The following is a 25,708-nucleotide window of genomic DNA, read 5'->3' on the forward strand; positions in this document are numbered from 1 at the left end:
AATGGCATTAATAATAATGATGCTATTTATTGTTTCAGGGGGTGTAGCTTTCGCACAGAATATGACTGTTACGGGAGTTATAACTGATAGCCAGACAAAAGAACCTGTAATTGGAGCATCAGTGGCTGTGAAGGGTACAACCACCGGAACATTTTCTGATGAAAACGGACAATATTCTATATCTGCGGCGAGAAATAGCACATTGACTTTTTCTCTTTTGGGGTATGAGGCAAAAGAAGTCACCGTAACCGGTGAAATAATGAACGTTACCCTTATGTCACTGGATTTCCAGATAGATGAGGTTGTAATAGTAGGTGCAACTTTCAAAAAAAGCGATCTGACCGGAGCTATAGGCAGTGTAAGTAGTAAAGTGCTGGAAGAGAAACCGGTAACCAATATCAATCAGGCTCTACAAGGCCGTGTAGCCGGTGTTTTTATCTCTAACCCGACACGCCCGACAGATGATGCTTCCATCAAAATTCGCGGAATCAATACAATCAATGGTTCTACCGATCCTATATACGTAGTAGACGGCATGGTAATGGATAATTCGTTCTCCGGCTTCAATGCCGTGAACCTGAACGATGTTGCGTCCATCGAAGTTCTGAAAGATGCTTCTGCCACAGCTTTGTACGGATCGCGCGGTTCTAACGGGGTTGTTGTAATTACCACCAAGAAAGGTAGAAAAGGAGAAGGCCGGGTAACATATGACGGTTGGGTAGGTTTCCAGACCTATGCCAATACACCAAAGACAATGAATACCTCTCAGTTATTTGAACTTCGTAAAGAGGCCTATACAAACGGTTATAAGCAGACAAATCCGAATGGGGATGTGAATGCGTATATTAATGATGTTATTATGGGTTCAAATACCGTATTTGCCGATTATGAATTTAATGCTTACAAAAACAATGAAAACTATGACTGGCTGGATGCGGTGAGCCGTACAGGTGTGCAACAAAGCCATGTCGTAAGCTTGTCAAACGGTGACGACAGAGGTACTTACTATCTCAGCTTCGGTTACACGGATAATAAAGGGGTGATTGAAAAATCCGGGCAAAAAAAATATTCGGGACGTATCAATGCCGACCAACAGATCAAACCCTGGCTGAAAGTTGGTACCAATACTTCTTATACACGTACAAATAATACATTGGTTGATGACGGTATTATGAACCGCGCGCGTTTGGCTAATCCGATGCTGGCAATTTCCGATGAGCTCAAGACATTGAACTGGCAGGGAATCTTCGATCAGAACAATTTTAATCCTTTGCGATCTTTGAAAGTTGACAATGATTTAGCATATAATCGCTTGCTTAGCTCTAACTATATCAATATTAACCCAATAGAAGGATTGAACCTGCGGTCCACTTTCTCTGTCGACTATGCTCAGAAACAACAAAATAAATATACTCCTAACGATATTTATGAATCGGAGCGTTACGGAACTCAGGGTGAAGCTGTCGACAATCGTGACACACGTACCGTATGGCAGTGGGATAACACAATTTCTTACGCAACTACTATTAATAACCTACATAAACTGAATGGAATGTTGGGTACAAGTGCTACCCAAACAAATTACAGTTATATTAATGGAACTTCTACAGGTTATGGTTCTAACCTGTTCGGGTATCACAGCTTACAATCAGGCTATAAGAAGGACCAGCGTGGTTTGAGTTCGGGATGGTCAAAACAGACTTTATTATCCTACATTGCACGTGTAAATTATACCTACGCAGATAAATATTTATTGACGGCTACTGCCCGTTACGATGGTTCATCTAAATTTGCTGATGGTAATCAGTGGGGCATATTTCCGTCACTGTCGGCTGCATGGAATATTACGCAGGAAGACTTTATGAAAAATCAGACTTTGTTTGACCAGTTGAAATTACGTGCCGGATTTGGTGTTGTAGGTAATCAGAATATCGACGACTTCGCTTATCTGTCTCTATATAATGTCAGCTATACCGGTACTTCGGAGACAGGTTATACCAATTCATTCGTGTCTAACGGGCGCCGTGGCACACCGGATATTAGCTGGGAAAAACAAAAACAATGGAACCTTGGTCTGGATATGGCGTTCTTAAAAGGCCGTATCAATCTGTCGGTGGATGCCTTCTTAATAAAGAACAAAGACTTGCTTATGAGCCATTCATTACCTACTACCACAGGTTATTCAACTACAATTGAAAACATTGGTGCTATCGAAAATAAAGGACTGGAGTTTGCATTAAATGCGAATCTGATGAGGACAAAAGACTTTGAATGGAACTTCGCGGCTACGCTGTCGATGGATAAAAATAAGGTTACTCAACTTTACGGAAACACAGGCGTAGTTTATAATGTAGATGGTGACCGTAATATCCAGAAAGAAGGCAACCTGTTCCTGGGGGAATCGCGCAACACACTTTATATCTGGAGGACAGGCGGTATTGCTCAGGCGGTGGATATGGATCGTTTGAACGGAATCAACTGGAATGGATATAATGTAAATCCGGGAGACCTTTATCCCCTGGATGTAAACGATGATAAGCAAATAGATCAGAATGACCGTGTCGTCGTAGGTTCTACAGACCCTAAGTTCTATGGCGGTTTCTCTTCCGATTTCAGTTGGAAAGGTCTTTCCTTGAATGCCGTATTCAGTTATTCCTACGGTGCGAAAAAATTAAGTCCGTGGTACGAGTCCCTCATTGGCAGCACCGGTTCGAGCGTTGCTTCGGCCGACCTGCTGGATCGTTGGACCCCTGAGAATACAGATGCTAAATTCCCGCGTGCATTGGCTGGTTTCGATTATAACCACTATAACGCGGGCCAGATGGATTTCAGTGTGCAAAAAGCGTCATTCCTTCGTTTGTCTGCATTGACACTGGCTTATACATTTCCTGCTAAAGTAGTGAATGCAATGAAGCTCTCCAACCTTCGTGTTTATACTACCGGTTCCAACATCTTTTGTCTGACCGACTATAAAGGATATGACCCTGAAACAGGTGATTGGTATCCTCCTACACGCATGTGGACTTTCGGTGTAAATATAGCTTTCTAACGGAACAGGAGATAAAAACATTTAAATTTTAAAGAGAATATACAATGAAAAAGATATATAAATATAGTGCAATATGTGCATTGGTTTGTACATTTGCTCTGAACATAACTTCCTGTGCTGATTTTTTGAAAGTAGATCCGACAGGGTCATTAGCTGAAGAACAGGTTTTTGAAAAGATTGATAATGTAGAGCCGTTAGTTCTCGGATTATATAAGAGTTATCGCAATTGTAAAGAAGGACGTAACGGTTTGATGCCCTATTTGGGAACTGACGAAACCCAGCAAGGCAACTTCCAGCTGATTTCTTCCGGCGACCAGGCAGGTATGGACAAATACAACGGACAGTTGAATGCCACTTCTACTCAGGTTTCGAGTATATGGAACAATCGCTGGCCAGCTGTTGTATCGGCCGCGAAAGCTATTTATGCATTAGGCATGACTACCGAACAGCCCGAACGTGCGGCGAAATTACTTGGAGAAGCTTGTTTCATCCGTGGAATGTTGATGTTTGAGTTGAGTATGTATTGGGGTGAGATCCCGGTTATTGATATAGCAAAGACTGACGAGTTAGGACTTGGACGCCAACCGCTGGATATAGTATGGAAATACATTATTGATGATTTTACAACTGCTGCCCGGAATTTACCGGATTCCTACAACGGCGAGCCACAACGTGCAACGAAAGGAGCCGCTTTAGCTATGCTCGGAAAAGCTTATATGGCAGCTCCCGAATCTACCAACTTACGCGATTTTTCTAAGGCGGATGATTGCTTTAAACAGATAATCGATATGGGCCGTTACAGATTGTTGAATAACTATAGCGATTTGTTCCGTTATGACAACCCGAATTCAGCCGAATCACTGTTCGAATTGCAATTCAATAACGTATGGCCTGATTGTAATTACTGGCAGTTCGATACAGGTTCACGTGCTTGCGACTCATGGTTCAGTCAGGCATGTTCTTTCTCCGGTTATGACTTCCTTGTCCCTACACCCTTTGCTTACAAAACAGTAACAGAAGGAGGTATTTGGGAAGATGGCGACCTTCGTAAAAACGAAGCATTGCGCTACGACTTCACTTACTATACCCGTAAATATTCGGGAAACGGTACTTACCAATATGTAACTCCGGACTTGTCAAAGACCCAGTGGACAGGTACAACAGATGAATTGGACCCGCATATAAAGAAATATGAAGATTTCCGTACAGACAGCCTTTCAAATCTTGGAATCAACAATATGTGGAATTCCGGCAAGAATTTTACTGTGATACGTTATGCGGATGTTCTGCTTCTGCATGCCGAATGTCTGAATGAATTAGGACAAACTTCTGATGCGGTAAATCTTGTAAATAATGAGATCCGTACACGTGCATGGGGTGGGACATTACCGGCGGATAAGAAGTGGAACAATATGTCTCAGGGCGATTTCCGTATAAAAATCATGGATGAACGTATGCGTGAATTATGTTTTGAAGGATGGCGTCGCATCGACTTGTTGCGTACCAACAAATTTGTAGAACTGATAAAAGAGCGTAACAGATGGGCAAAAGAATCGGGAACAATACAGGATTTCAACAAACGTTATCCGATTCCGGACACTGAGATCAAAACCAATGAAGCATTCAGCAAAGAAGATCAGAACCCGGGATATAATTAACTGAATAATTAAAATAAAAACGAGATGACGAAAACAACAGGTCTGATAGTTTTTATTTGTATGAGTTGCATATGCCTTTTGGCATATGCATCTTGTGCAAGTGGAAACAATATAGGAAATAAACAGTGGGCTATCATTTATAATGAAGATTCCAAAACTTTAGACTACAGGCACAATGGCAAGAGTATATTATCCGGTGTATTTGTAAAGGCAAAAATTGGGGATGATTTTATCGAAAGTACTGCTTACCCGGTAGTCAGCATCACGGAAGAATCTGTTTCCGATGTATTGGGAAAAGGAGAAAAGTTTACTGTTAGCTATACCGGATTATCCGGTAAGCCTGATATCCGGCAGGTGTATTACTTTTACTCAGATAAAGAATATTTTCTGACAGAAGTATATCTGGAATCCCCCACGGACATCTCTAGTAATTATATAGCCCCGGTGTACACTGTGGCAAAAAATGCTTTTCTGCCTCATGATGAGAGCAACCGTGTATTACGTGTGCCCTTCGACAACGACGCCTTCGTACATTATCTTTCATCTCCTCTGACAGGAGAGGACATGTCTTTCGAAGTAACGTCCGTATTCAATGGAAAGGGCCGTGCCGGATTAGTTATCGGCTCGGTGGAACATGATACATGGAAGACCGGTATCCGCTATAAGGGCGAGGATAATCAATATATAACCGAATTGGAGTGTTATGGTGGTGTAACTCATGAATTGACAAGGGATATCAGTGAAAAACCCGACAGGCCATCGAAAGAGCATGGCAGTATAAAAGGCAAAAGCCTGAAATCACCTAAAATATTTATCGGATTTTTCTCCGATTGGCGTAAAGGATTGGAATTGTTCGGCGAGGCGAATGCCCTGATAACTCCTCCCCGTAAATGGAATGGAGGAACACCTTTCGGCTGGAACAGCTGGGCTGCGATGGCTGCGAAAGTGAACTATGAGGGCGCGACTGAAGTTTCCGATTTCTTCAAAAACCAATTACAGCCGAATAATTTTGAAAACGACAATACGGTATATATAGGACTGGATTCTTTCTGGGATAATTTTTCCGAAGAGCAACTTGGTACATTTGCAGAACATTGTAAGGCCAACGGACAGAAAGCCGGAATCTACTGGTGTCCCTTCTCCGATTGGCATGGAAATGCAGAAGCGACTGTTGAAGGTACCGATGGTAAGTGGAAATATAAAGATATTTATTTATATGCCAACGGCAAGCCCCGTAAGGTAGAATCATTGGCTGTAGATCCCACCCATCCGGCAACAAAGCAGAGGATGGATTATTATATCAACAAGTTTAAGAAACTGGGATATACTTATGTGAAACTCGACTTTATCAATAACGGAACGCTTGAAGCCGATTCTTTCTACAATCCCGATGTAACCACAGGCATACAGGCATATAACGAAGGCATGAAATACCTGTCTGACTTGTGTGGCGAAGACATGTTCATGGCATTGTCCATTGCGCCCACATTCCCATCTCAGTACGGAACTTCGAAGCGGATCAGTTGCGACGCCTGGGGTGCGATGACCGAAGGCGAATGGGGAACAACAGGCTATATGCTCAATAGCCTTTCGTTCGGCTGGTGGCTCGACCGAGTTTATCCATTTAATGACTCCGACCATATCTTACTTTATAAACCTCAGGAAGCCGATGATTATAAAGAAGGAAGCAACAGGGGGCGTATTACCTCGGCCGTTATTACCGGTATCTATATGCTGGGTGATAATTTCAGTCTGAAAGGAAGTTTCCCCGGAGATAAGGAAGCCCGCGATAAAGCCATGAAAGTGGCTACAAATAAAGATATCAATGATATAGCCCGTATAGGCAAGTCTTTTTATCCGGTAGAAGGCTATACTGCCGCCGGGCCCGGCAAAGCGGAGCCAATGTACATGCTGGATACTAAAGAATATATTTATGTGGCTATCTTCAATTTTGACAAAAATACGGTTAAAGAAGGAAATCTGGACCTTAGCCGCGTAGGTCTGGAGCATGCTGATAAATCTGGAGTGAAAGAACTATGGACATCCACTCAACTTTCCGTTAACAATAATAATTTACAATATTCGGTACCATCACAGGATGTAAGGGTATACAGAATAGATAAATAATCCGCATAAATAGAGAATGATGAAAGTTTGGTTATCATGATCTGGCGTGGCAGATATACATATATACCTTTATATGTAAAACAATAATTGCATAGTAAATGCTTATCGTTGTTTTTCAGAGGTATATATGTATTCTCCATAAAAAAATGAAAACGAAGGAATAAACATTAATAATAAAAAGAAGGTCTTTTTGTATATCCATATAATATTAGGCATTTCTACTAAACATCTATTTTAAATGAGAACATCTGTATTAAGCATTCTTCTGTTGTTTCTGACGGCATTAAATGTATTCAGTCAGGAAAAGAACGTTATACAAGTGGAAACGGACAATCTGTCGATGATATTCACAGCTTCACCCAACGAAAAGGTAATTTTTCAGTATTGGGGGAACAAACTGAATGGGGTCTCCTCATTCACGGACAAAAAAATTAAAGGGCAACCGGATACAAGTGACGATTTTGCATCACAAATGTATCCTGCATACGGTGGTCGTTATTATCTCAATCCTGCATTAAAACTAACACACGATGACGGGGTACTGACTACCGAACTCGTTTATGCCGGTACACAGACAAAGCCCTTGGATAACAATACAACGGAGACTGTAATCAGCCTGAAAGACAAGATGTATCCCGTCTATGTAGATGTTCGTTTTATTGCTTATAAGAAGGAGAATATTATTGCACAGTCGGTTACGATATCCCATAAAGAAAAAAGCAGTATAAAAGTGGAAAATCTGGCGTCATCATATATCCCGATTCATGCCGGATCATATTATCTTACCCATTTTAGCGGAACATGGGCTGCCGAAATGCAGATGGAAGAAGAAGAGCTTACTCATGGTATAAAAGTTGTGGAAACAAAGAAAGGAGTAAGAGCAACACAGTCGGAGAACCCATCGTTTCTTCTTTCATTAAATGGACCTGCAAATGAAGACTCGGGTGAAGTATACGGCGGCTCGTTGGCATGGTCGGGCAATTATAAATTATCGTTTGAACTCGATGAGACAGGCAAACTGGGTATTATAGCGGGGATGAATCCTTTCGCTTCTACCTTCTATCTGAAACCGGAACAAAAACTGGAAACACCCGAAATGATTCTCACCTATAGCGCCACTGGTGTGGGTCAGCTATCGAGAAATTATCATGACTGGGCACGTAAATACGCTCTTGTTCATGGAGATAAATTGCGTCCTGTTATCCTCAATAGCTGGGAAGGCGCTTATTTTTCATTCGACGAAAAGACTATAACGGACATGATAGATGACGCCGCTAAATTTGGAGTAGAAATGTTTGTCTTGGACGATGGATGGTTTGGCAATAAATATCCCCGTAATGCAGATAATGCGGGTCTCGGCGACTGGCAGGTGAATAAGAAAAAACTGCCGCGGGGTATTAACTACCTGGCAGACTATGCGGTAAATAAAGGGGTGAAATTCGGTATCTGGATTGAGCCCGAGATGGTAAATCCTGATAGTGAACTGGCTAAAAAGCATCCGGAGTGGATTGTAAAAAGTGGTAAACGGGATATTCTTCCGATGCGTAACCAATGGCTTCTGGATTTAAGTAATCCTGAGGTGCAGGATTTTGTCTTTAAAACATTTGACGATGTGGTCTCCATGTCTAAAAACATAAGTTACATCAAATGGGATGCCAACAGGCATGTAGATAATGTAGGGTCCGATTATCTGCCCAAGGATGAGCAAACTCATTTCTGGTATGAATATGTGAAGGGATTGTATAAAGTATACGATAGAATCAGGGCAAAATATCCCGATATAGATATGCAGTTATGTTCTTCAGGGGGTGGTCGTCTGGAGTTTGGTGCGTTGAAGTATCATACAGAGTTTTGGACGAGCGATAACACAAATGCCCTGGACCGTATTTTTATACAATACGGGACGAATCTGTTCTTTCCCGCAATAGCTACTGGATCACATGTATCTACCAGTCCCAACCATCAGACAGGTATGATAACCCCGCTTAAATTCCGCTTCGATGTAGCTATGTCGGGCCGCCTGGGAATGGAATTGCAGCCGAAAGATATTGGGGACGAATACCAATTTGCAGCTAACGCGATAAAAGACTATAAAACAATCAGGCCGATTGTACAGCTCGGTGATTTGTACAGGCTGGTATCCCCGTATGGAAAGAATGGCTGGGCATCGCATATGTATGTTTCGAAAGATAAGAAGCAATCGGTGTTCTTCGCTTACAGCCTGAAATATCACGGGCGTACGACATATCTCGAAACTAAACTGAAAGGACTCGACCCTGATAAGAATTATAAGATAACGGAACTGAACGTTAAACCGGGCGGTAGTTCTTTCTATGGAGACGGGCAGGTGTTTTCAGGTGACTATCTGATGAAAGCAGGTATTAGCCTGAATATAGGGAATCCGTTCGATAGCACAGTGTTGCTTATTTCTCAGGAATAAGGATCTGTATAAGTTGACCCTGGTGTCCTGACCCAACGTAATTTATCGGAAATTAATTCATATTCAAGAATGCTGAAACTATTAAGAAATTATTCTCTCAAATTGACCTTATTGGCACTGGTCATACTATTTTGTGATCCGGTATCGGCTATACCCATAAAGAAAGAACTCAACTCGGGCTGGAAATTTCGCCAATGGCGGCTAAACAATTGGTATCCGGCCTCTGTTCCGGGTGTAATCCATACCGACCTGATCGCGAACGGGATAATTGAAGATCCGTTTTACAGATTGAACGAAAGAAGTGTACAATGGGTAGACAAGGAAGACTGGATGTATGAAACTCATTTCGACCTGGATGACGACACATTCGGTAGGGAAAATATCCGCCTGCACTTTATGGGGCTGGATACCTATGTGCATGTTTATCTGAATGGGGAGAGTATCCTTGAGGGAGATAATATGTTCCGCGAATGGAAAGTGGACATTAAAGACAAGGTGAAGCGGAAAGATAATAAGCTGGAGGTCTTTTTCCGCTCACCGATCAAAGAAGATATTCCCAAATGGGACGCTTTGCCTTTTCAGTATCCGACCGGACCCGACCAGTCCCAACAGGGTGGGATCTTCAATAAAACAGTCAGTACATTTGCCCGCAAGGCAGGATACCATTACGGCTGGGACTGGGGTCCCCGTTTGGTAACGTCGGGTATCTGGCGTCCTGTGTATCTCGAGGCCTGGAATGATGTGAAGATAGAAAATGTATTTATAGAACAGAAAGAAGTCAGTTCTAAAATAGCCCGGATTACGGCTCATGCTGAACTCCTGTCCGATAAAGAGCTGGCGGATGTCAAGATAATAATAAAGGATAAAAATAACAATACGGTTTATGGGACAAAGAATCTGGATCTGAAAAAAGGGATAAACACGGTTCCTGTCGATTTTACGATCGATAATCCCCGCTTGTGGTGGAGTAACGGACTGGGAGAGCCTAATTTATACGAGTTTACGACAATAATAGACCTGAAGTCGGCAACCGTTGATACCAAAAATATACGGACAGGGATACGTTCTATTAAAGTCGTGAATGAAACGGATAAAGACGGAGCTTCATTTTATTTTGTATTGAACGGTGTTCCTGTGTTTGCCAAAGGTGCGAATTATATTCCCTCCGATAACTTCCTTCCCCGTGTTACCCGCGAAAAGTACAGGAAAACAATACAGGATGCCGTAGATGTAAATATGAATATGCTCCGGGTATGGGGTGGAGGTACTTATGAAGAAGACTATTTCTATGACCTGTGCGACGAAAACGGCATAATGGTATGGCAGGATTTCATGTTTGCGTGCAGTATGTATCCTTCGGAAGGCGCATATCTCGAAAATGTGAAATATGAAGCAATAGATAACATTAAGCGTTTACGGAATCATCCTTCCATTTCTATTTGGTGCGGTAATAATGAGGCTTATGACGGTTGGTTCGGATGGGGACGCCGCGAAGATTACACAAAGCAGAACCCCGAATATGCCCGTATTATGTGGAAACAATATGCCGATCTGTTTCACAAATTACTACCCGATATGGTAGCGCAATATGCTCCTCAGTCTTTTTACTGGCCTTCTTCTCCATACGGCTTGCCGGGACAAGGCTGTGACGATAAGCACGGCGACAGGCATTATTGGGATGTATGGCATGGACGCAAACCTATTGCTCAATACAATGTGGAACGCAGCAGGTTCTTTAGCGAATATGGATTCCAGTCGTTCCCCGAATTTGAGTCGGTAAAGATATACGCGCCTGACAAAAAAGACTGGGTAATTACATCGGAAGTTATGATGGATCATCAGCGGGCAGGTACTTATGCCAATAATCTGATAGAAGAATACCTGTTGAACGAATATCAGAAGCCAAAAGATTTTGAATCATTTCTTTACATGAATCAGGTGTTGCAGGGCGATGCTGTGAAAATAGCTATGGAGGCCCATCGCCGCGATATGCCTTACTGTATGGGTACTTTGTTTTGGCAACACAACGATTGCTGGCCCGTGGCTTCATGGTCGAGCCGGGACTATTACGGCCGTTGGAAGGCGCAGCATTACTTTGCCCGCGAAGCATATAAAGATGTGCTGGTTTCCCCCATTGCTAAAGATGATAAGCTGGATATCTATGTTGTGTCGGACAGGCTTTCCGAATCGAAGGGAACTCTAAGCATAAAGATCATAAAACTGGACGGACATATTATAGACAGCAGAAAATTAAATATAACAATACCCAAGAATACAAGTAAAAATGTATTCACTGGTTCTGTAAATGATTTACTGAAAGGAACGGCAAAAAGCGATGTGGTAATTCATGTGGAACTGGCGGACAATAGGAGTAAGATTTATAAGAATAACTACTTCCTGTTGCAACAGAAGAATATAAACTTCCCTCACGCAAGTATATCTAAAACGGTAAAGACTTTGGAAGGAGGCTATGAGGTATCCCTGTCGGCGGACAATTTTGCCCGCGCGGTATTTATGTCCGTTGAAGGAATAGATAATTTCTTTGAGAACAATTATTTTGATATTCTTCCGGGACAAACAGCAGTAGTAAAAGTAAAAACATCTTTATCCCGGCCCGAATTTGAAAAACAGTTGAAGGTTGTATCATTAAGGGATGGCTTTTAAGATGCCTGTCTTTATGAGCGATAGAGTCGGAAATTGAAAACTTTATCCCATGCATCCTCTCTACAGAATGAATATATGCTAATTGAATTTAAAATTATGAGAAAGACTTGTTCTATATTATTAATATCGATAATAACAATTTTAATAACGAATGTCCAATTCGTGTTTTCGCAAAATGTCCCGTCGTCAACCCTTTGGTATGAGCAGCCGGCTGATGAATGGATGAAATCTTTGCCTCTGGGCAACGGACGCATAGGTGCAATGGTATTTGGCGGCATAGAAACGGAAACGATAGCACTGAACGAGGTGACGATGTGGTCGGGGCAACCTGATAAATTTCAGGAGCGCCCATTGGGTAAAACAATGCTGAATGACATCAGGCAATTATTCTTTGAAGGGAAATATGCCAAGGGTAACCGTGTTGTTTCCGAGTTTATGTCGGGCACGCCTCATTCTTTTGGGTCACATGTCCCGGCAGGGGATCTCAAACTGAAATTCAGATATCCTGCCGGCACAATTTCAGGTTATAAAAGGGAATTGAATCTCGATAATGCTATCAATACAGTATCATATAAGATTGGTAATGTACAATATACAAGAGAATATTTTTGCAGTAATCCCGATAATGCTCTTATTATTCATCTTACCGCAAGTAAATCAAGATCGCTCAGTCTGGATATATCATTGGATATGCTTCGTGAGTCTGTCATTACAGATGTGGATAACGGATTGGAGTTTTCCGGTAAAGTGTCTTTCCCGAAACAAGGCCCCGGCGGAGTAAACTTTAAAGGTAAAGTGGCTGTGTCGGCTAAGGATGGTAAAGTCTCGGCTGCGAACAGCATGATAAACATCGAGGGCGCAACAGAAGTGACTCTGATCCTAGACCTGCGGACGGATTACAATAATAAGCAGTATAAGGAAGACTGTACCGGGACGGTGGATAAAGCATTATCCCAGACTTATAATCTTTTAAGAAATAGGCATATAAATGATTATTCAAATCTGTATAAAAGGGTAGACCTGTTTTTGGGACGGAGCGAAGCTGATAAACTGCCTACCGACAGGCGGTGGGAACGGGTAAAAGCCGGGAAAGAAGACGTAGGGCTGGATGCCCTGTTTTTCCTGTATGCAAGATATCTATTGATTGCCGCGTCACGCGAAAATTCACCATTGCCTGCTAACCTGCAAGGGATATGGAATGATAATCTGGCTTGTAATATGGGGTGGACCAATGATTATCATCTGGATATCAATACCCAGCAAAATTACTGGCTGTCTAATATCGGCAACCTGCACGAATGCAATGTACCCTTGTTCGGTTATATCAAAGACCTTTCCGTTCATGGACGGAAAACAGCAAAGAATGTGTACGGAGCAAGAGGATGGGCTGCGAATACCGTAGCTAATGTGTGGGGTTATACGGCTTCGGGACAAGGTGTTAACTGGGGGCTTTTTCCTCTGGCCGGTTCATGGATAGCATCTCATTTGTGGGCGCATTATGTATATACGCTTGACGATGGTTTTCTGCGGGACGAGGCCTATCCGATATTGAAGAGTAATGCGGAATTCTTGTTGGACTATATGGTACAAGATCCTGAAAGTGGTTATTTGATGACAGGCCCCGGTACTTCTCCCGAAAACTCATTCAGATATAAAGGTGATGAACTATCGGTTTCATTAATGCCTGCCTGCGACCGGCAACTTGCTTATGAGGCCTTTACATCTTGTATCGAAGCATCGAAAATATTGAAGACAGATGACAAATTCAGGGATAGCCTGAATATGGCGTTGAAAAAGTTTCCTCCTATTATGATAGGCAAGAATGGTGCCGTACAGGAATGGTTCGAAGATCTCGAGGAGGCACAGGCTAACCACCGCCATACCACGCACCTGCTGGCGCTCTATCCATTTTCGCAAATCAGTCCGGTAAAGACACCCGATCTGGCCAATGCCGCCCGCAAGACAATAGAATACCGCCTGGCCGCGCCAAATTGGGAAGATGTGGAATGGAGCCGTGCTAATATGATTTGCCTCTATGCGCGCCTGTTCGACGCAAAGAAAGCATATGAGAGTGTTGTGCAACTTCAGCGTGAATTTACCCGTGAGAATCTGTTGACAATATCCCCTGAAGGTATTGCAGGAGCTCCATACGATATCTTCATCTTTGACGGGAATGAGGCCGGGGGCGCCGGAATAGCCGAGATGTTGATTCAAAGCCATGAAGGGTATATTGAATTGTTGCCGGCTTTACCTCAGCAATGGAATACAGGTTATTTCAGAGGTCTTTGTGTCAGAGGCGGGGGTGAAGTGGATTTGAAATGGAAAGAAGGCCGGGTCCGGAATATAGTGATTAAGGCTACTGCGGATAATGAATTTACATTTAAGGTTGCCAAAAGCCATGGCGATATATCCTTTCCCAAAGGAGCGGATAATGTAAGAATACAGAGGAATACGGAAAGGAACCATAACTTTATAACTGTTTCACTGAAAAAAGGCCAAAGCCTGGAAATGAACTGCAAATAAGAGGCGTTTTTTTTAGAGTGTTAACCATATAAGTGTAAAAAAGCAGAGTATGGATTTCATATAGAGGAATATAGCCCGGCTAAGTATATCATCGTACCGGAAAAAGTGCTTTATCATTAAGGCACTTTTTATTTTTTATCCTGTCCTGAATAAATTTTTGTAACATTTTCACTTTTCTTTCGTCATATAGCTAGTATCTAGCTATATTTGATACGTTAAATATAGGATATCCGGGTTCAATGCTCTGATTCCTTTATGGTTGTATCTACCGGATATAGTAGTGCCCATAACATCAAAAGCTTATTATTACTTATTTAATTAAAATATTATGAGAAAACTTTTGTTCACTGCTTTCTTCCTCTTTTTTATAGTGGGGTTAAAAGCGCAGGAGGCTCCTTTGTGGCTGCGCTATTGCGCTATATCGCCCGATGGTAATCAGATCGCGTTTTGTTATAAGGGAGATATTTATAAAGTACCCGTAACCGGCGGCCGCGCCATGCAGATCACTACCCACCCCGGATACGATACCCGTCCTGTATGGTCGCCCGACAGTAAAAGTATCGCTTTTGCTTCCGACAGGGAGGGTAGCCTCGATGTATATCTCGTATCGGCTGAAGGGGGTACGCCCAAACGTCTGACTACACACTCCGCAGGCGAATATCCGGTTGCTTTCCGTGATAATGACAGGTTGCTTTATTCGGCCAGTATCATACAGGATGTGAAAGACGGTGAGTTTCCGTCGGGACTCTTTGCCCAGATCTACGAAATTAGTACATTGGGAGGGCGTCCGTCTCTTTTCTCATCACTGACAATGGAAGATTTGTCTATCGATCCCAGCGGGACAAAGGTTCTATATCACGACAGGAAAGGGTATGAAGACCCGTGGCGTAAACATCACCAATCGTCTATAACACGCGATTTGTGGTTGTGCGATTTGAGTGGCGAAAGAACATATAAGAAGCTGACTACTTTCAGGGGGGAAGACCGTAATCCGGTTTGGGCCGCGGACGGACAAAACTTTTATTACCTGAGTGAGCAAAGCGGCTCGTTTAATATTTATAAAAGCGGTTTAGATGTATCTGCACCCGCAAAACTTACGAATCTGGAGAAACATCCGGTACGCTTTCTTTCATCAAGTAAGCAGGGAAAGCTTTGTTTTTCCTATGACGGTGAAATATATACGATGAATGAGGGTCAGCAGCCTCAGAAGGTGAATATTCGGATTGCTACTGATAATCAGGAAAATAAATTGAAATATATCAACTTCTCTACCGGAGCAGGGGAAATGGCAGTTTCACCGGGTGGAAAGGAAGTTGCCTTTGTGATACGCGGCGATGTGTTTGTCGCTTCTGTAGAATACGGCACTACAAGACGGATAACCAATACGCCGGAACAGGAACGCAACGTATCCTTCAGCCCGGACGGACGTTCGGTGTTGTATGCCGCGGAACGTAACGGGTTGTGGAATGTATATCAGTCTACACTCACGCACAAGGAAGACGAATCGTTTGTTTACGCCAAGGATTTTAAAGAGGAACAGTTGACAAATTCCACCCTGGCCTCTTTTCAGCCATTATACTCGCCGGACGGCAAGGAGATAGCATATCTCGAAAACCGTACGATTTTGCGGGTGTTGAATCTGGCCAGCAAGGAAATACGCACAGTACTGGACGGCAAGTTCAATTATTCGTACGCCGACGGGGATCAGTGGTTCAGGTGGGCACCGGACAGTAAATGGCTTTTGACCCAATATATAGGCATAGGAGGCTGGAACAGTACGGATGTCGCTTTGGTAAAAGCGGACGGCAGCGGAGAGCTTACTAATCTGACAGAGAGCGGCTATAGTGATGCTAATCCGCGCTTTGTGCAGGACGGAAAGGCTATGATCTGGTTTTCAGACAGGGCCGGATACCGCAGTCATGGCAGTTGGGGTGCATACATGGACGCATATATCATGTTTTTTGATGGGGAAGCATACGACAAATTTCGTATGAGCAAAGAGGAGTTCGCATTACAGGAAGAACAGGAAAAGAAAGACAAGAAGAAAGAAGAGGGAAAAGATAAGGATAAGAAAGACAGTAAGGGCAAGAAGGATGATAAAAAGGATGACAAGAAAGATAAAGAAGTAAAACCGCTGAAATTTAATCTCGATAACAGACGGGACTGGATTATCCGCCTGACGCCGAACTCTTCGTCCCTGGCAGATGCCATGCTCAATAAAAAAGGCGATAAGCTTTATTACCTGACCCGATTCGAAAAAGGCTATGATCTGTGGGTTTATGACCTGAAAGATAAATCTTCGAAGATATTGGTAAAAGAAGCAGGAGCCGGCGAACTGAACACAGACAGCATCGGAAAGAATATCCTGTTGCTGGGAGGCGGCCAGTTGAAGAAAATAGATATGGAGAACGGAACTGTGACTCCTATTAAGATCAATGCGCAGTTTGAATATCAGCCCGAAGAGGAACGCAGTTATATTTTCAACCATGCATGGAAGCAGGTCAAAGACAAGTTCTATGTAACGGATTTGCATGGTGTGGATTGGGATGGATATAAAGCTGCTTATGAACGTTTTCTTCCTCATATCAATAATAATAATGATTTTGCTGAAATGTTGTCGGAAATGCTGGGAGAACTAAATGGGTCGCATACCGGGGCACGAAGTTCCGGGCAGGGTTCTCCGATGCCTACGGCTTCTCTGGGAGCGTTCTTCGACGAAGCTTATCTTGGAGACGGTATCAAGATTAAGGAGATCATTAATCAGGGACCGTTGACTAATGCGAATACGAAAATAGGAGAGGGGACAATTATATTGAAGATAGACGGCAAACCAATAATGAAGGGACAGGATTATTATCCTTTGCTGGTAGGAAAAGCCGGAAAAAAGGTGCTGCTTACATTCAAAACATCCGAATCGGGTAGTGAGATAGAAGAATGGGTAAAACCCGTTTCTTACGGTGAACAAAATAACCTGCTTTATAAACGTTGGGTAGAACAACGCCGCCAGATGGTAGACAAACTGTCGGACGGAAAAGTTGGATATGTACATGTACGCGGCATGAATAGTGACAGTTTCAGGGAAGTATATTCCGAATTGTTGGGCCGTTGCCGGAACAAAGATGCTGTCATAATAGATACCCGTCACAATGGTGGAGGCTGGTTACACGATGATCTGGTTACCCTCCTGAGCGGAAAAGAATATCAGCGTTTCGAACCCCGCGGACAATATATAGGCAGCGATCCGTACAATAAATGGACTAAGCCGTCAGCCGTATTGGTCTGTGAAGATAATTATTCGAATGCTCACGGATTCCCGTGGCTGTATAAAGAATTGAAAGTAGGTAAACTGATAGGAACGCCTGTTCCGGGAACGATGACCGCAGTATGGTGGGAATCGCAGATCGATCCGGGTATCGTTTTCGGTATTCCGCAGGTAGCAGTGAAAGATATGCGCGGGCAGTATCTGGAAAATCAGGAATTGCAGCCGGATATTGAAATATATAATGATCCTGCTTCTACATTACAAGGAAAGGACAGCCAATTGGAAAAAGCTGTGGAAGTATTATTACAGGAGAAATAAGGAATAAATACTATACATTATAATTACAGAGTTGCAAGTGAGAATTTGTGACTCTGTTTTTTGTATCTGCTTATTGGTGCTAATCAGTCGTTAAAGCGATTATTGTAGTATAAAAACGTTCTATTTTTAGTTACAAGTTACTACGCCCTATGGGCAGTTACAAGTTACGAGTAGGCTTATGCACATAGGGTTAAAGACTGAAGAGCCTTTGTCTTGTCGTCGCATCGCGATTCCGGCCTCGTCCCGCAGGCGGGGCACCCAATCCGTAAAGCGGAGGTGTAGGGCAAAATATGGCAGATGCTATACCCTGCCGGTAATCCGGCTAAAGATGACTTCGTATTATTTTGCCCCACCGGAGCTGCGGTTTTGGGTCGCTGTGGGATGCAGCCTTGATCTTTTGTTTCGTTTTGCATCAAGGCAAAATGAATTGGAGCGAAGCGGAATTGAAAATCGGCGGAGCCAAATGCAAGCTGACTGGCGCGTTAGAAAAAATCCAACAATAAAACTCAACTATTGATTCACATTAATAACAGAACGACCAATTTCTACTTCCGGTTCGCCTTAACAATTAATCTTTTGGAAATCACGAGATATAACTTTGTCTAAAAAATTTACTTATAATTTCTTACTTATTCTTATCCCCGAACAGCAAAAAAAATGCTACTTTTGCTCTTTGTAATATTAACATTGCATAGAACTATAAATAATAAAACAAACACGCATGGAAAGTAATGATTTGCTAATGCAAGTGACAGCCAAAGCCAAAACGTGGCTTTCGGACAAATACGATGAAGAGACGAGGAAAGAAGTGCAAGCATTATTAGACAAAGAAGATAAAACAGAGTTGATAGAGGCTTTCTACAAAGACCTTGAATTCGGAACAGGAGGTCTTCGCGGTATTATGGGAGTCGGTACCAACAGAGTTAACATATATACTATAGGTGCAGCCACACAAGGCCTGACCAATTATCTGCTGAAAGAATTTTCTTCACTAAAACAGATAAAAGTAGTCATCGGACACGATTGCCGGAACAATAGCAGGAAATACGCCGAAATATCGGCAGACATACTATCTGCTAACGGAATCAAAGCCTATTTGTTCGAAGATTTACGTCCTACGCCCGAAGTATCCTATGCCATCCGTAAATTGGGTTGCCAGAGCGGTATTATGATTACGGCATCACACAATCCTAAAGCATATAACGGATATAAGGCCTATTGGGAGGACGGGGCACAGGTTATACCTCCGCACGATAAGAATATCATCGCTGAAGTGAATCGTGTAAATGTAGGGAACATCAAATTTAAAGGCGATAAGAACCTGATAGAGATATTAGGTAAAGATATGGATGAAGCATACATAAAAGAGTTGAAAACCATACTGCTTTCACCTGATGCCATCAAACGCCACAGCGGAATAGGTATTGTGTACACTCCTTTACATGGGACAGGATTCACTGTAATACCCCAGGCTCTTAAAGCATCCGGATTTACAAATATAATCAATGTACCGGAACAAGACGTACTAAGCGGCGATTTTCCTACTGTCGTATCTCCAAATCCTGAAGATCCCGCAGCTATGGCACTGGCCGTAAAAAAAGCCGTGGAAACAAATGCCGAGTTAGTATTCGCGACTGATCCCGATGCCGACCGTTTCGGGGCAGGTATCCGTAACGATAAAGGAGAGTTTATCCTGTTGAACGGAAATCAGACAATGCTTATCCTTATCTATTATATCATTACCCGCAAGAGGGAACTCGGACAGCTTACCGGAAAAGAATATACCGTACGGACAATTGTAACCAGCGCTCTGACACAGGTAGTTTCTGAAAAGAACGGAGTAGAGATGTTCGAATGCTATACAGGATTCAAATGGATCGCAGCTATCATGCGCGAGCTTGAAGGTAAACGCCAATATATAGGAGGAGGCGAAGAAAGTTACGGTTTCCTTGCCGAAGATTTTGTTCGCGACAAAGATTCCGTCTCAGCGGCTATGCTGTTCGGTGAAATTGCGGCATGGGCGAAAGATAATGGTAAAACATTGTACGAAATGCTTCAGGACATCTATGTAGAATACGGTTTCTCTAAAGAAAAGGGAATTTCGGTAACTAAGGAAGGACGCAGCGGGGCCGAAGAGATAGAAACTATGATGAAGAATTTCAGAGAGAATCCGATCAAACAGATTGCGGGCTCTAAAGTTACACTCATCAAAGACTTTGTAACACTAAAAGCCCAGGATCTGGCCATCAATGAAGAATATACATTGGAAATGCCAACGACTTCAAACGTATTGCAGTACTTCACCGAAGACGGAACAAAAATATCGATCCGTCCTTCAGGCACAGAACCGAAAATTAAATTCTATATAGAAGTAAAAGCCAAATTGAGGTCCAGAGCCGATTACGATGCCATCGACGCCAGTACAGAAAAGAAGATAGACCAAGTCTGTAAAGATCTGGGTATATAAAAAATACTAAGCAAAGCCGGATAGTAATTATCCGGCTTTTTTACCCGGTATATTTGCGAAAATAGTAACACAAAAAACTTATTATCCGTATAAAGCGGAATTTCTAAATAAATACTTCCAAACAGACAACAATTATTAAATCAGAATTGTTATGATATTTTAAAGGATCACATTAGCAACACATTAACAATTAAACGAAAACAGTTTTAGCAAAGGATTACAGAAAGAATTATGTCCTCCCTGCTTTATTGCCCACGACCATTTATTTCTACAAAATATGTTTTACAACAGGTTTTTTAATAAAAAATGTTAAGAAAGTAAATTTTACTTACTATCGTGTGAACTTATTATAAGTACACTTACTATATTTGCACGAAAATTTTTAAAAATGAATAAATGGAAGTAAACTGCAAACTGGGGAATCCAAATGAGGAGGTGGGATATCTAATCTGGCGTGTTTCCAAGTACTGGCAAAGAGGTAAGCACAAAGTATTGGATGAATTTGGATTAACATCATCACAGATGGAGTTATTAGGAGCTATATATCATATGTCCAGGCAACAAAAAGAAGCTACACAAATCGTTTTATCGCAAGAAACGGATATAGATCCTATGACTACTTCGACGATATTAAGAAATCTTGAAAAAAAGAAGCTAATAAACAGACGGGAGAGCATTACCGATACAAGAGCACGCATCGTTGAACTAACCGATGAAGGGAAAGAACTTTTCGAAAAAGCAATAGAAAAAGTCAAAACCGGACAGGAACTTTTATTCAAAAATATTGATGTGGAAGTATTAAAAACGCAACTAAGCATATTATTACAGGAAATGGACAGATTAAGTAAATCAAACAATTAAATAAATTTAGGTATGAATGTGAAAAAGATTGTTATCGGAGCAATGGCTCTATTGGTTATGGTATCTTGTGGGAACAAGGGCTCCAATCCCTTCGGAGGTGGAGACAAAACTCCTCAGGAATATCCGACACAGGTATTAAGTATACAGGACACAGAACTGGAAACTGTTTATCCAGTGACTATAAAAGGACAGGAAGATGTTGAAATCAGGCCCCGTATCGATGGTTTTATAGATGCTGTTTACGTGGATGAAGGAGCAGTGGTGAAAAAGGGACAGATTTTGTTTAAAATCAATTCCCCTACAGCCGAACAAGTTTTGAGAACAGCACAGGCTGCAGTTGAAAGTGCCAGGGCACAGGTGGGCACAGCCCAATTGAATGTCGACAGGTTCAAACCTTTGGCCGAACAAGGTATCGTAAGCCAGGTACAACTCGATACTTACCAAAACACATTGCTTACATCAAAAGCGGCTTTGGCTCAGGCTCAGGCCCAACTCACAAGCGCACAGGCACAGATGAGCTGGACAAATGTTTCCAGTCCGGTAGATGGCGTTGTAGGTACGATCAATTATCGTCAGGGGAGTCTGGTAAATAATAGCAATGCTCTGACTACAGTATCGAGTACAGGTAATGTATTTGCATATTTTTCACTGAATGAGAAAGACCTTGTTACTTTATTGGCAGACCTGCCGGGTAAAACCCAGGCTGAAAAAATAAACAACCTGCCTGCAGTTACCCTGAAAATGGCTGATGGTAATGTATATGAAGAGAAAGGTAAGATAAAAACAATTTCCGGCTCAGTAAGCGTATCGACCGGATCTGCAAACTTCAGGGCCGAATTTCCAAATCCTCACGGAGTGTTGAGAAGCGGATTCAGCGGAAACCTGTCTATTCCTCAGCATGTAGAAGAGGCTATAGTAATACCGCAGGCAGCCACATTTACAAAACAGAATAAGCGCCTGGTTTATAAAGTGGTCAGCGATTCTATTGCTGTACAAACACTAATTGATGTTACTGCTACACCTGACGGGAAAAGCTATGTTGTAACAAACGGCCTTTCGAGCGGAGACCGCATTGTAACAGGTGGAGTTGCCACCCTGTCTGATAGTACAACAATCATTGTGAAAAAATAAGACTATTTATTTAATAAATAAAATAAAGAACTAATGTTAAAAACATTTATAGAAAGACCTGTACTCTCCACGGTGATTTCTGTCATTATTGTGGTACTGGGGATTATTGGGCTGGCAACCTTGCCAGTAGAGCAGTATCCCGATATCGCTCCTCCGACAGTGCAGGTGTCAGCTACCTATCCCGGTGCAAACGCGGATGTGGTAATGAATAGTGTGGTTGTTCCACTCGAAGAACAAATCAATGGTGTGGAGGGGATGACATATATGACATCGTCTGCAACAAGTGGATCTGCTACGATCAGAGTTTATTTCAAGCAAGGGGTTAATCCCGATATTGCTGCTGTGAACGTGCAAAATCTCGCGGCACGCGCAAATCCGTTATTACCGCAAGAGGTAACTCAATTGGGGGTAACTGTTGCAAAACAACAGAACAGTACATTGCTGGGGCTTACAATCAGTACAAGCAATCCTGACTATGACGGGGAATTCCTTCAGAACTATGCTAATATCAATATTCTCCCTCAGATAAAACGTGTATATGGTGTTGGTAATGCCAGTGTTTTTGGAGCAAGGGACTATGCTATGCGTGTATGGCTCAAACCGGATGTGATGGCTGCCTACAAAATTTCCGTACAGGAGGTAAGCGCAGCATTGGCCGATCAGAATATAGAAGCTGCTCCCGGTGAGCTGGGACAAAATAGCGACCAGTCTTTCCAGTATACAATGAGATATACCGGAAAACTGCGGACAGAAGACCAATTTGGTAATATTATCCTGCGTTCGCAGGATGGACATATTCTAAGGCTGAAAGACATCGCGGATATAAAGTTAGGTTCTTTGAACTATAGCGTTATTTCCCAGACCGACAGGAATCAGTCTGTATTTATCATGATCAACCAGACAGCCGGCTCAAATGCCCAGGAGGTAATTAAGAATGTGAAGGATGTACTGAATAACGCAGAAAAATTATTACCTACAGGTGTTAAATTTAACTATATGATGGACTCCAGTGAGTTTCTGGATGCATCTATCGAAAAAGTTATCCATACATTGCTGGAAGCCTTTGTCCTCGTATTTATCGTAGTATTCGTATTCTTGCAGGACTTCAGGTCTACAATCATTCCTGCGGTAGCAGTACCGGTGGCCATTGTAGGTACATTCTTCTTCTTACAGGTGTTTGGTTTCTCTATCAACTTGCTGACTTTGTTTGCATTGGTGCTTGCTATTGGTATTGTGGTCGATGACGCCATAGTCGTCGTCGAGGCTGTCCATGCACAGCTCGACGCAGGAGAAAAAGATCCTAAAAAGGCGACCATGACTGCTATGAAGGAAATCGCACCGGCTATTGTATCCATTACACTGGTTATGTCGGCGGTATTTATTCCGGTCAGCTTTATCGGCGGTACCAGCGGTATATTCTTCAAGCAGTTCGGTCTGACTCTGGCTATTGCCATTCTTATTTCGGCTGTAAATGCCTTGACGCTGAGCCCGGCTCTTTGCGCCTTGTTCCTGAAAGCGCACGACGAAGAGCATCAGAAAAAAGGTTTCTTGCAGAGGTTCTATTATTATTTCAATATTACGTTCAACAGTGCAACGCAAAAGTACAAAAAGAGCCTCCAGTTCCTGGGAAGAAGAGGCCATCGCTGGATTACGGTAGCTATTATAGCCGTTTCTTCAGCCATACTATTCTTTCTGATGAATATGTTGCCTACCGGTTTCGTTCCGAATGAGGATAGTGGAGGTGTTATCGGTTTCGTGACTTTACCTCCGGGTTCATCCCTGGAGAGAACAGATTCTGTTGTAAATCAGGTTGTCCATATGGCACAGGAAATTGATGGTGTTAAGAGTGTGACTAATATCTCGGGGGTTAACTTTACCGCCGGTATGAACAGTTCTTATGGTACTTTGATTGTAAAAATGGAGTCATGGAATGATCGTAAACTATCAACCAATGAAGTATCTGCCATCTTGAAAGAAAAGACAAGCCATATCAAGGATGCGACATTCTTCTTTGTAGCTACTCCTACCCTTCAGGGATTTGGATTGAGTGCAGGGGTTGATATGCAGTTGCAAGACCGTACAGGGGGAGATATTAACGAATTTAATAAAATAGCTCAAAACTTCCTCCATAAACTACAAAGCAGAAATGATGTCATACTCATGGCTATGACAAACTTTAACCCTGCCTTCCCGCAGAAAGAAATATCAGCTGACTTACCTAAGATTAAGGCAGCAGGATTAAGTCTCAGCGAGGTGATGGGGACATTGCAGGCTTATATCGGTAGTTCGTATATCTCAACATTCAACTTATATGGGAAGCAATTTAGGGTCGTATTGCAGGCTTCTCCTGAGTACAGAAGAAAATTGGATGACCTGAGTGGTTTATTCGTCAAGACCGGAAGTGGGGATATGGCTCCTATCACAGAGTTTATTCATGTAGAAGATATCGATGCCCCTCCTACATTGAGCCGTTTCAATATGTATACATCTATAGATATGACCATTATACCTAATATGCTTGACGGAAAAAGTACCGGGGATGTATTGAAGCTGATAGAGGAAATGTCTCAGGATAAAAGCATCTTCCCTGATGGCTATACATACGAATTTGGTGGAATGACCCGTGAAGAAGCTAATACCGGTAGCCAGACCGTCCTCATATTTGGTATCTGTATCATTTTCGTATACTTGCTGCTTTGCGCCCTTTACGAAAGTTATATTATACCATTGGCGGTATTATTCTCACTTCCTGTCGGATTGGCCGGAGTATTTATCTTCCTGATGATATTCGGTGTATCGCAGGGTATTGTGAATAACATTTACGTCCAGATATCGATGATCATGCTTATCGGACTCCTGGCGAAGAATGCGATTCTGATTGTGGAATATGCATTGCAACGCCGTCAGCAGGGAATGAGTATTATAGAAGCTGCCGTAAACGGAGCTGTTGCACGTCTTCGTCCTATTCTGATGACATCGTTTGCATTCATAGCGGGATTATTCCCTCTGTTTATTGCATCCGGTGCAGGTGCCATCGGTAACCGCTCTATCGGTATCAGTGCTATCGGAGGTATGTTTATCGGTACTATGATCGGGGTATTGGTTATACCGTCATTGTATATCATATTCCAGTCTCTACAGGATAAAGTAAGTAAATCGGGAATGATAAATTCGAACGACGAATTCATAAACAAACAAGGACAATAAC

General features: G+C 42.5%; 11 protein-coding genes. All 11 read left to right on the plus strand.

Going from position 1 to position 25,708, the window contains the following annotated elements:
• Nucleotide 1 precedes the first annotated feature (1 nt).
• Complete coding sequence (locus ACYQ3L_RS14475; protein ID WP_379998209.1) at nucleotides 2-3,049, plus strand: SusC/RagA family TonB-linked outer membrane protein; 3,048 nt, start codon at nucleotides 2-4, stop codon at nucleotides 3,047-3,049.
• A 44-nt stretch (nucleotides 3,050-3,093) separates the two neighbouring features.
• Nucleotides 3,094-4,707, plus strand: coding sequence for a RagB/SusD family nutrient uptake outer membrane protein (locus ACYQ3L_RS14480; RefSeq protein WP_379998150.1), 1,614 nt, complete (start codon nucleotides 3,094-3,096; stop codon nucleotides 4,705-4,707).
• 24 nt (nucleotides 4,708-4,731) lie between these two features.
• Nucleotides 4,732-6,834, plus strand: a complete 2,103-nt coding sequence (locus tag ACYQ3L_RS14485) for an alpha-galactosidase (RefSeq protein ID WP_379998147.1) — start codon at nucleotides 4,732-4,734, stop codon at nucleotides 6,832-6,834.
• A gap of 238 nt (nucleotides 6,835-7,072) precedes the next feature.
• On the plus strand, nucleotides 7,073-9,274 hold the full coding sequence (locus ACYQ3L_RS14490; RefSeq protein ID WP_379998145.1) for an alpha-galactosidase: 2,202 nt from the start codon (nucleotides 7,073-7,075) through the stop codon (nucleotides 9,272-9,274).
• A gap of 69 nt (nucleotides 9,275-9,343) precedes the next feature.
• Nucleotides 9,344-11,938, plus strand: coding sequence for a beta-mannosidase (locus ACYQ3L_RS14495; protein WP_379998142.1), 2,595 nt, complete (start codon nucleotides 9,344-9,346; stop codon nucleotides 11,936-11,938).
• Nucleotides 11,939-12,034: 96 nt separating this feature from the next.
• On the plus strand, nucleotides 12,035-14,461 hold the full coding sequence (locus ACYQ3L_RS14500; protein WP_379998140.1) for a glycoside hydrolase family 95 protein: 2,427 nt from the start codon (nucleotides 12,035-12,037) through the stop codon (nucleotides 14,459-14,461).
• 328 nt (nucleotides 14,462-14,789) lie between these two features.
• Nucleotides 14,790-18,041 (plus strand): S41 family peptidase, encoded by a 3,252-nt coding sequence (locus ACYQ3L_RS14505; protein ID WP_379998138.1) that lies wholly within the window; start codon nucleotides 14,790-14,792, stop codon nucleotides 18,039-18,041.
• 721 nt (nucleotides 18,042-18,762) lie between these two features.
• Entirely contained in the window at nucleotides 18,763-20,508 is a 1,746-nt protein-coding gene (locus ACYQ3L_RS14510; RefSeq protein ID WP_379998136.1) for a phospho-sugar mutase, read from the plus strand.
• Between the two features lie 396 nt (nucleotides 20,509-20,904).
• Complete coding sequence (locus ACYQ3L_RS14515; RefSeq protein WP_379998134.1) at nucleotides 20,905-21,369, plus strand: MarR family winged helix-turn-helix transcriptional regulator; 465 nt, start codon at nucleotides 20,905-20,907, stop codon at nucleotides 21,367-21,369.
• Nucleotides 21,370-21,381: 12 nt separating this feature from the next.
• Nucleotides 21,382-22,500: an efflux RND transporter periplasmic adaptor subunit gene (locus ACYQ3L_RS14520; protein WP_379998132.1), complete on the plus strand. Its 1,119-nt coding sequence runs from the start codon at nucleotides 21,382-21,384 to the stop codon at nucleotides 22,498-22,500.
• 33 nt (nucleotides 22,501-22,533) lie between these two features.
• On the plus strand, nucleotides 22,534-25,707 hold the full coding sequence (locus tag ACYQ3L_RS14525) for an efflux RND transporter permease subunit (protein ID WP_379998130.1): 3,174 nt from the start codon (nucleotides 22,534-22,536) through the stop codon (nucleotides 25,705-25,707).
• Nucleotide 25,708: the final 1 nt, after the last annotated feature.

The organism is Dysgonomonas termitidis, from assembly GCF_054657735.1.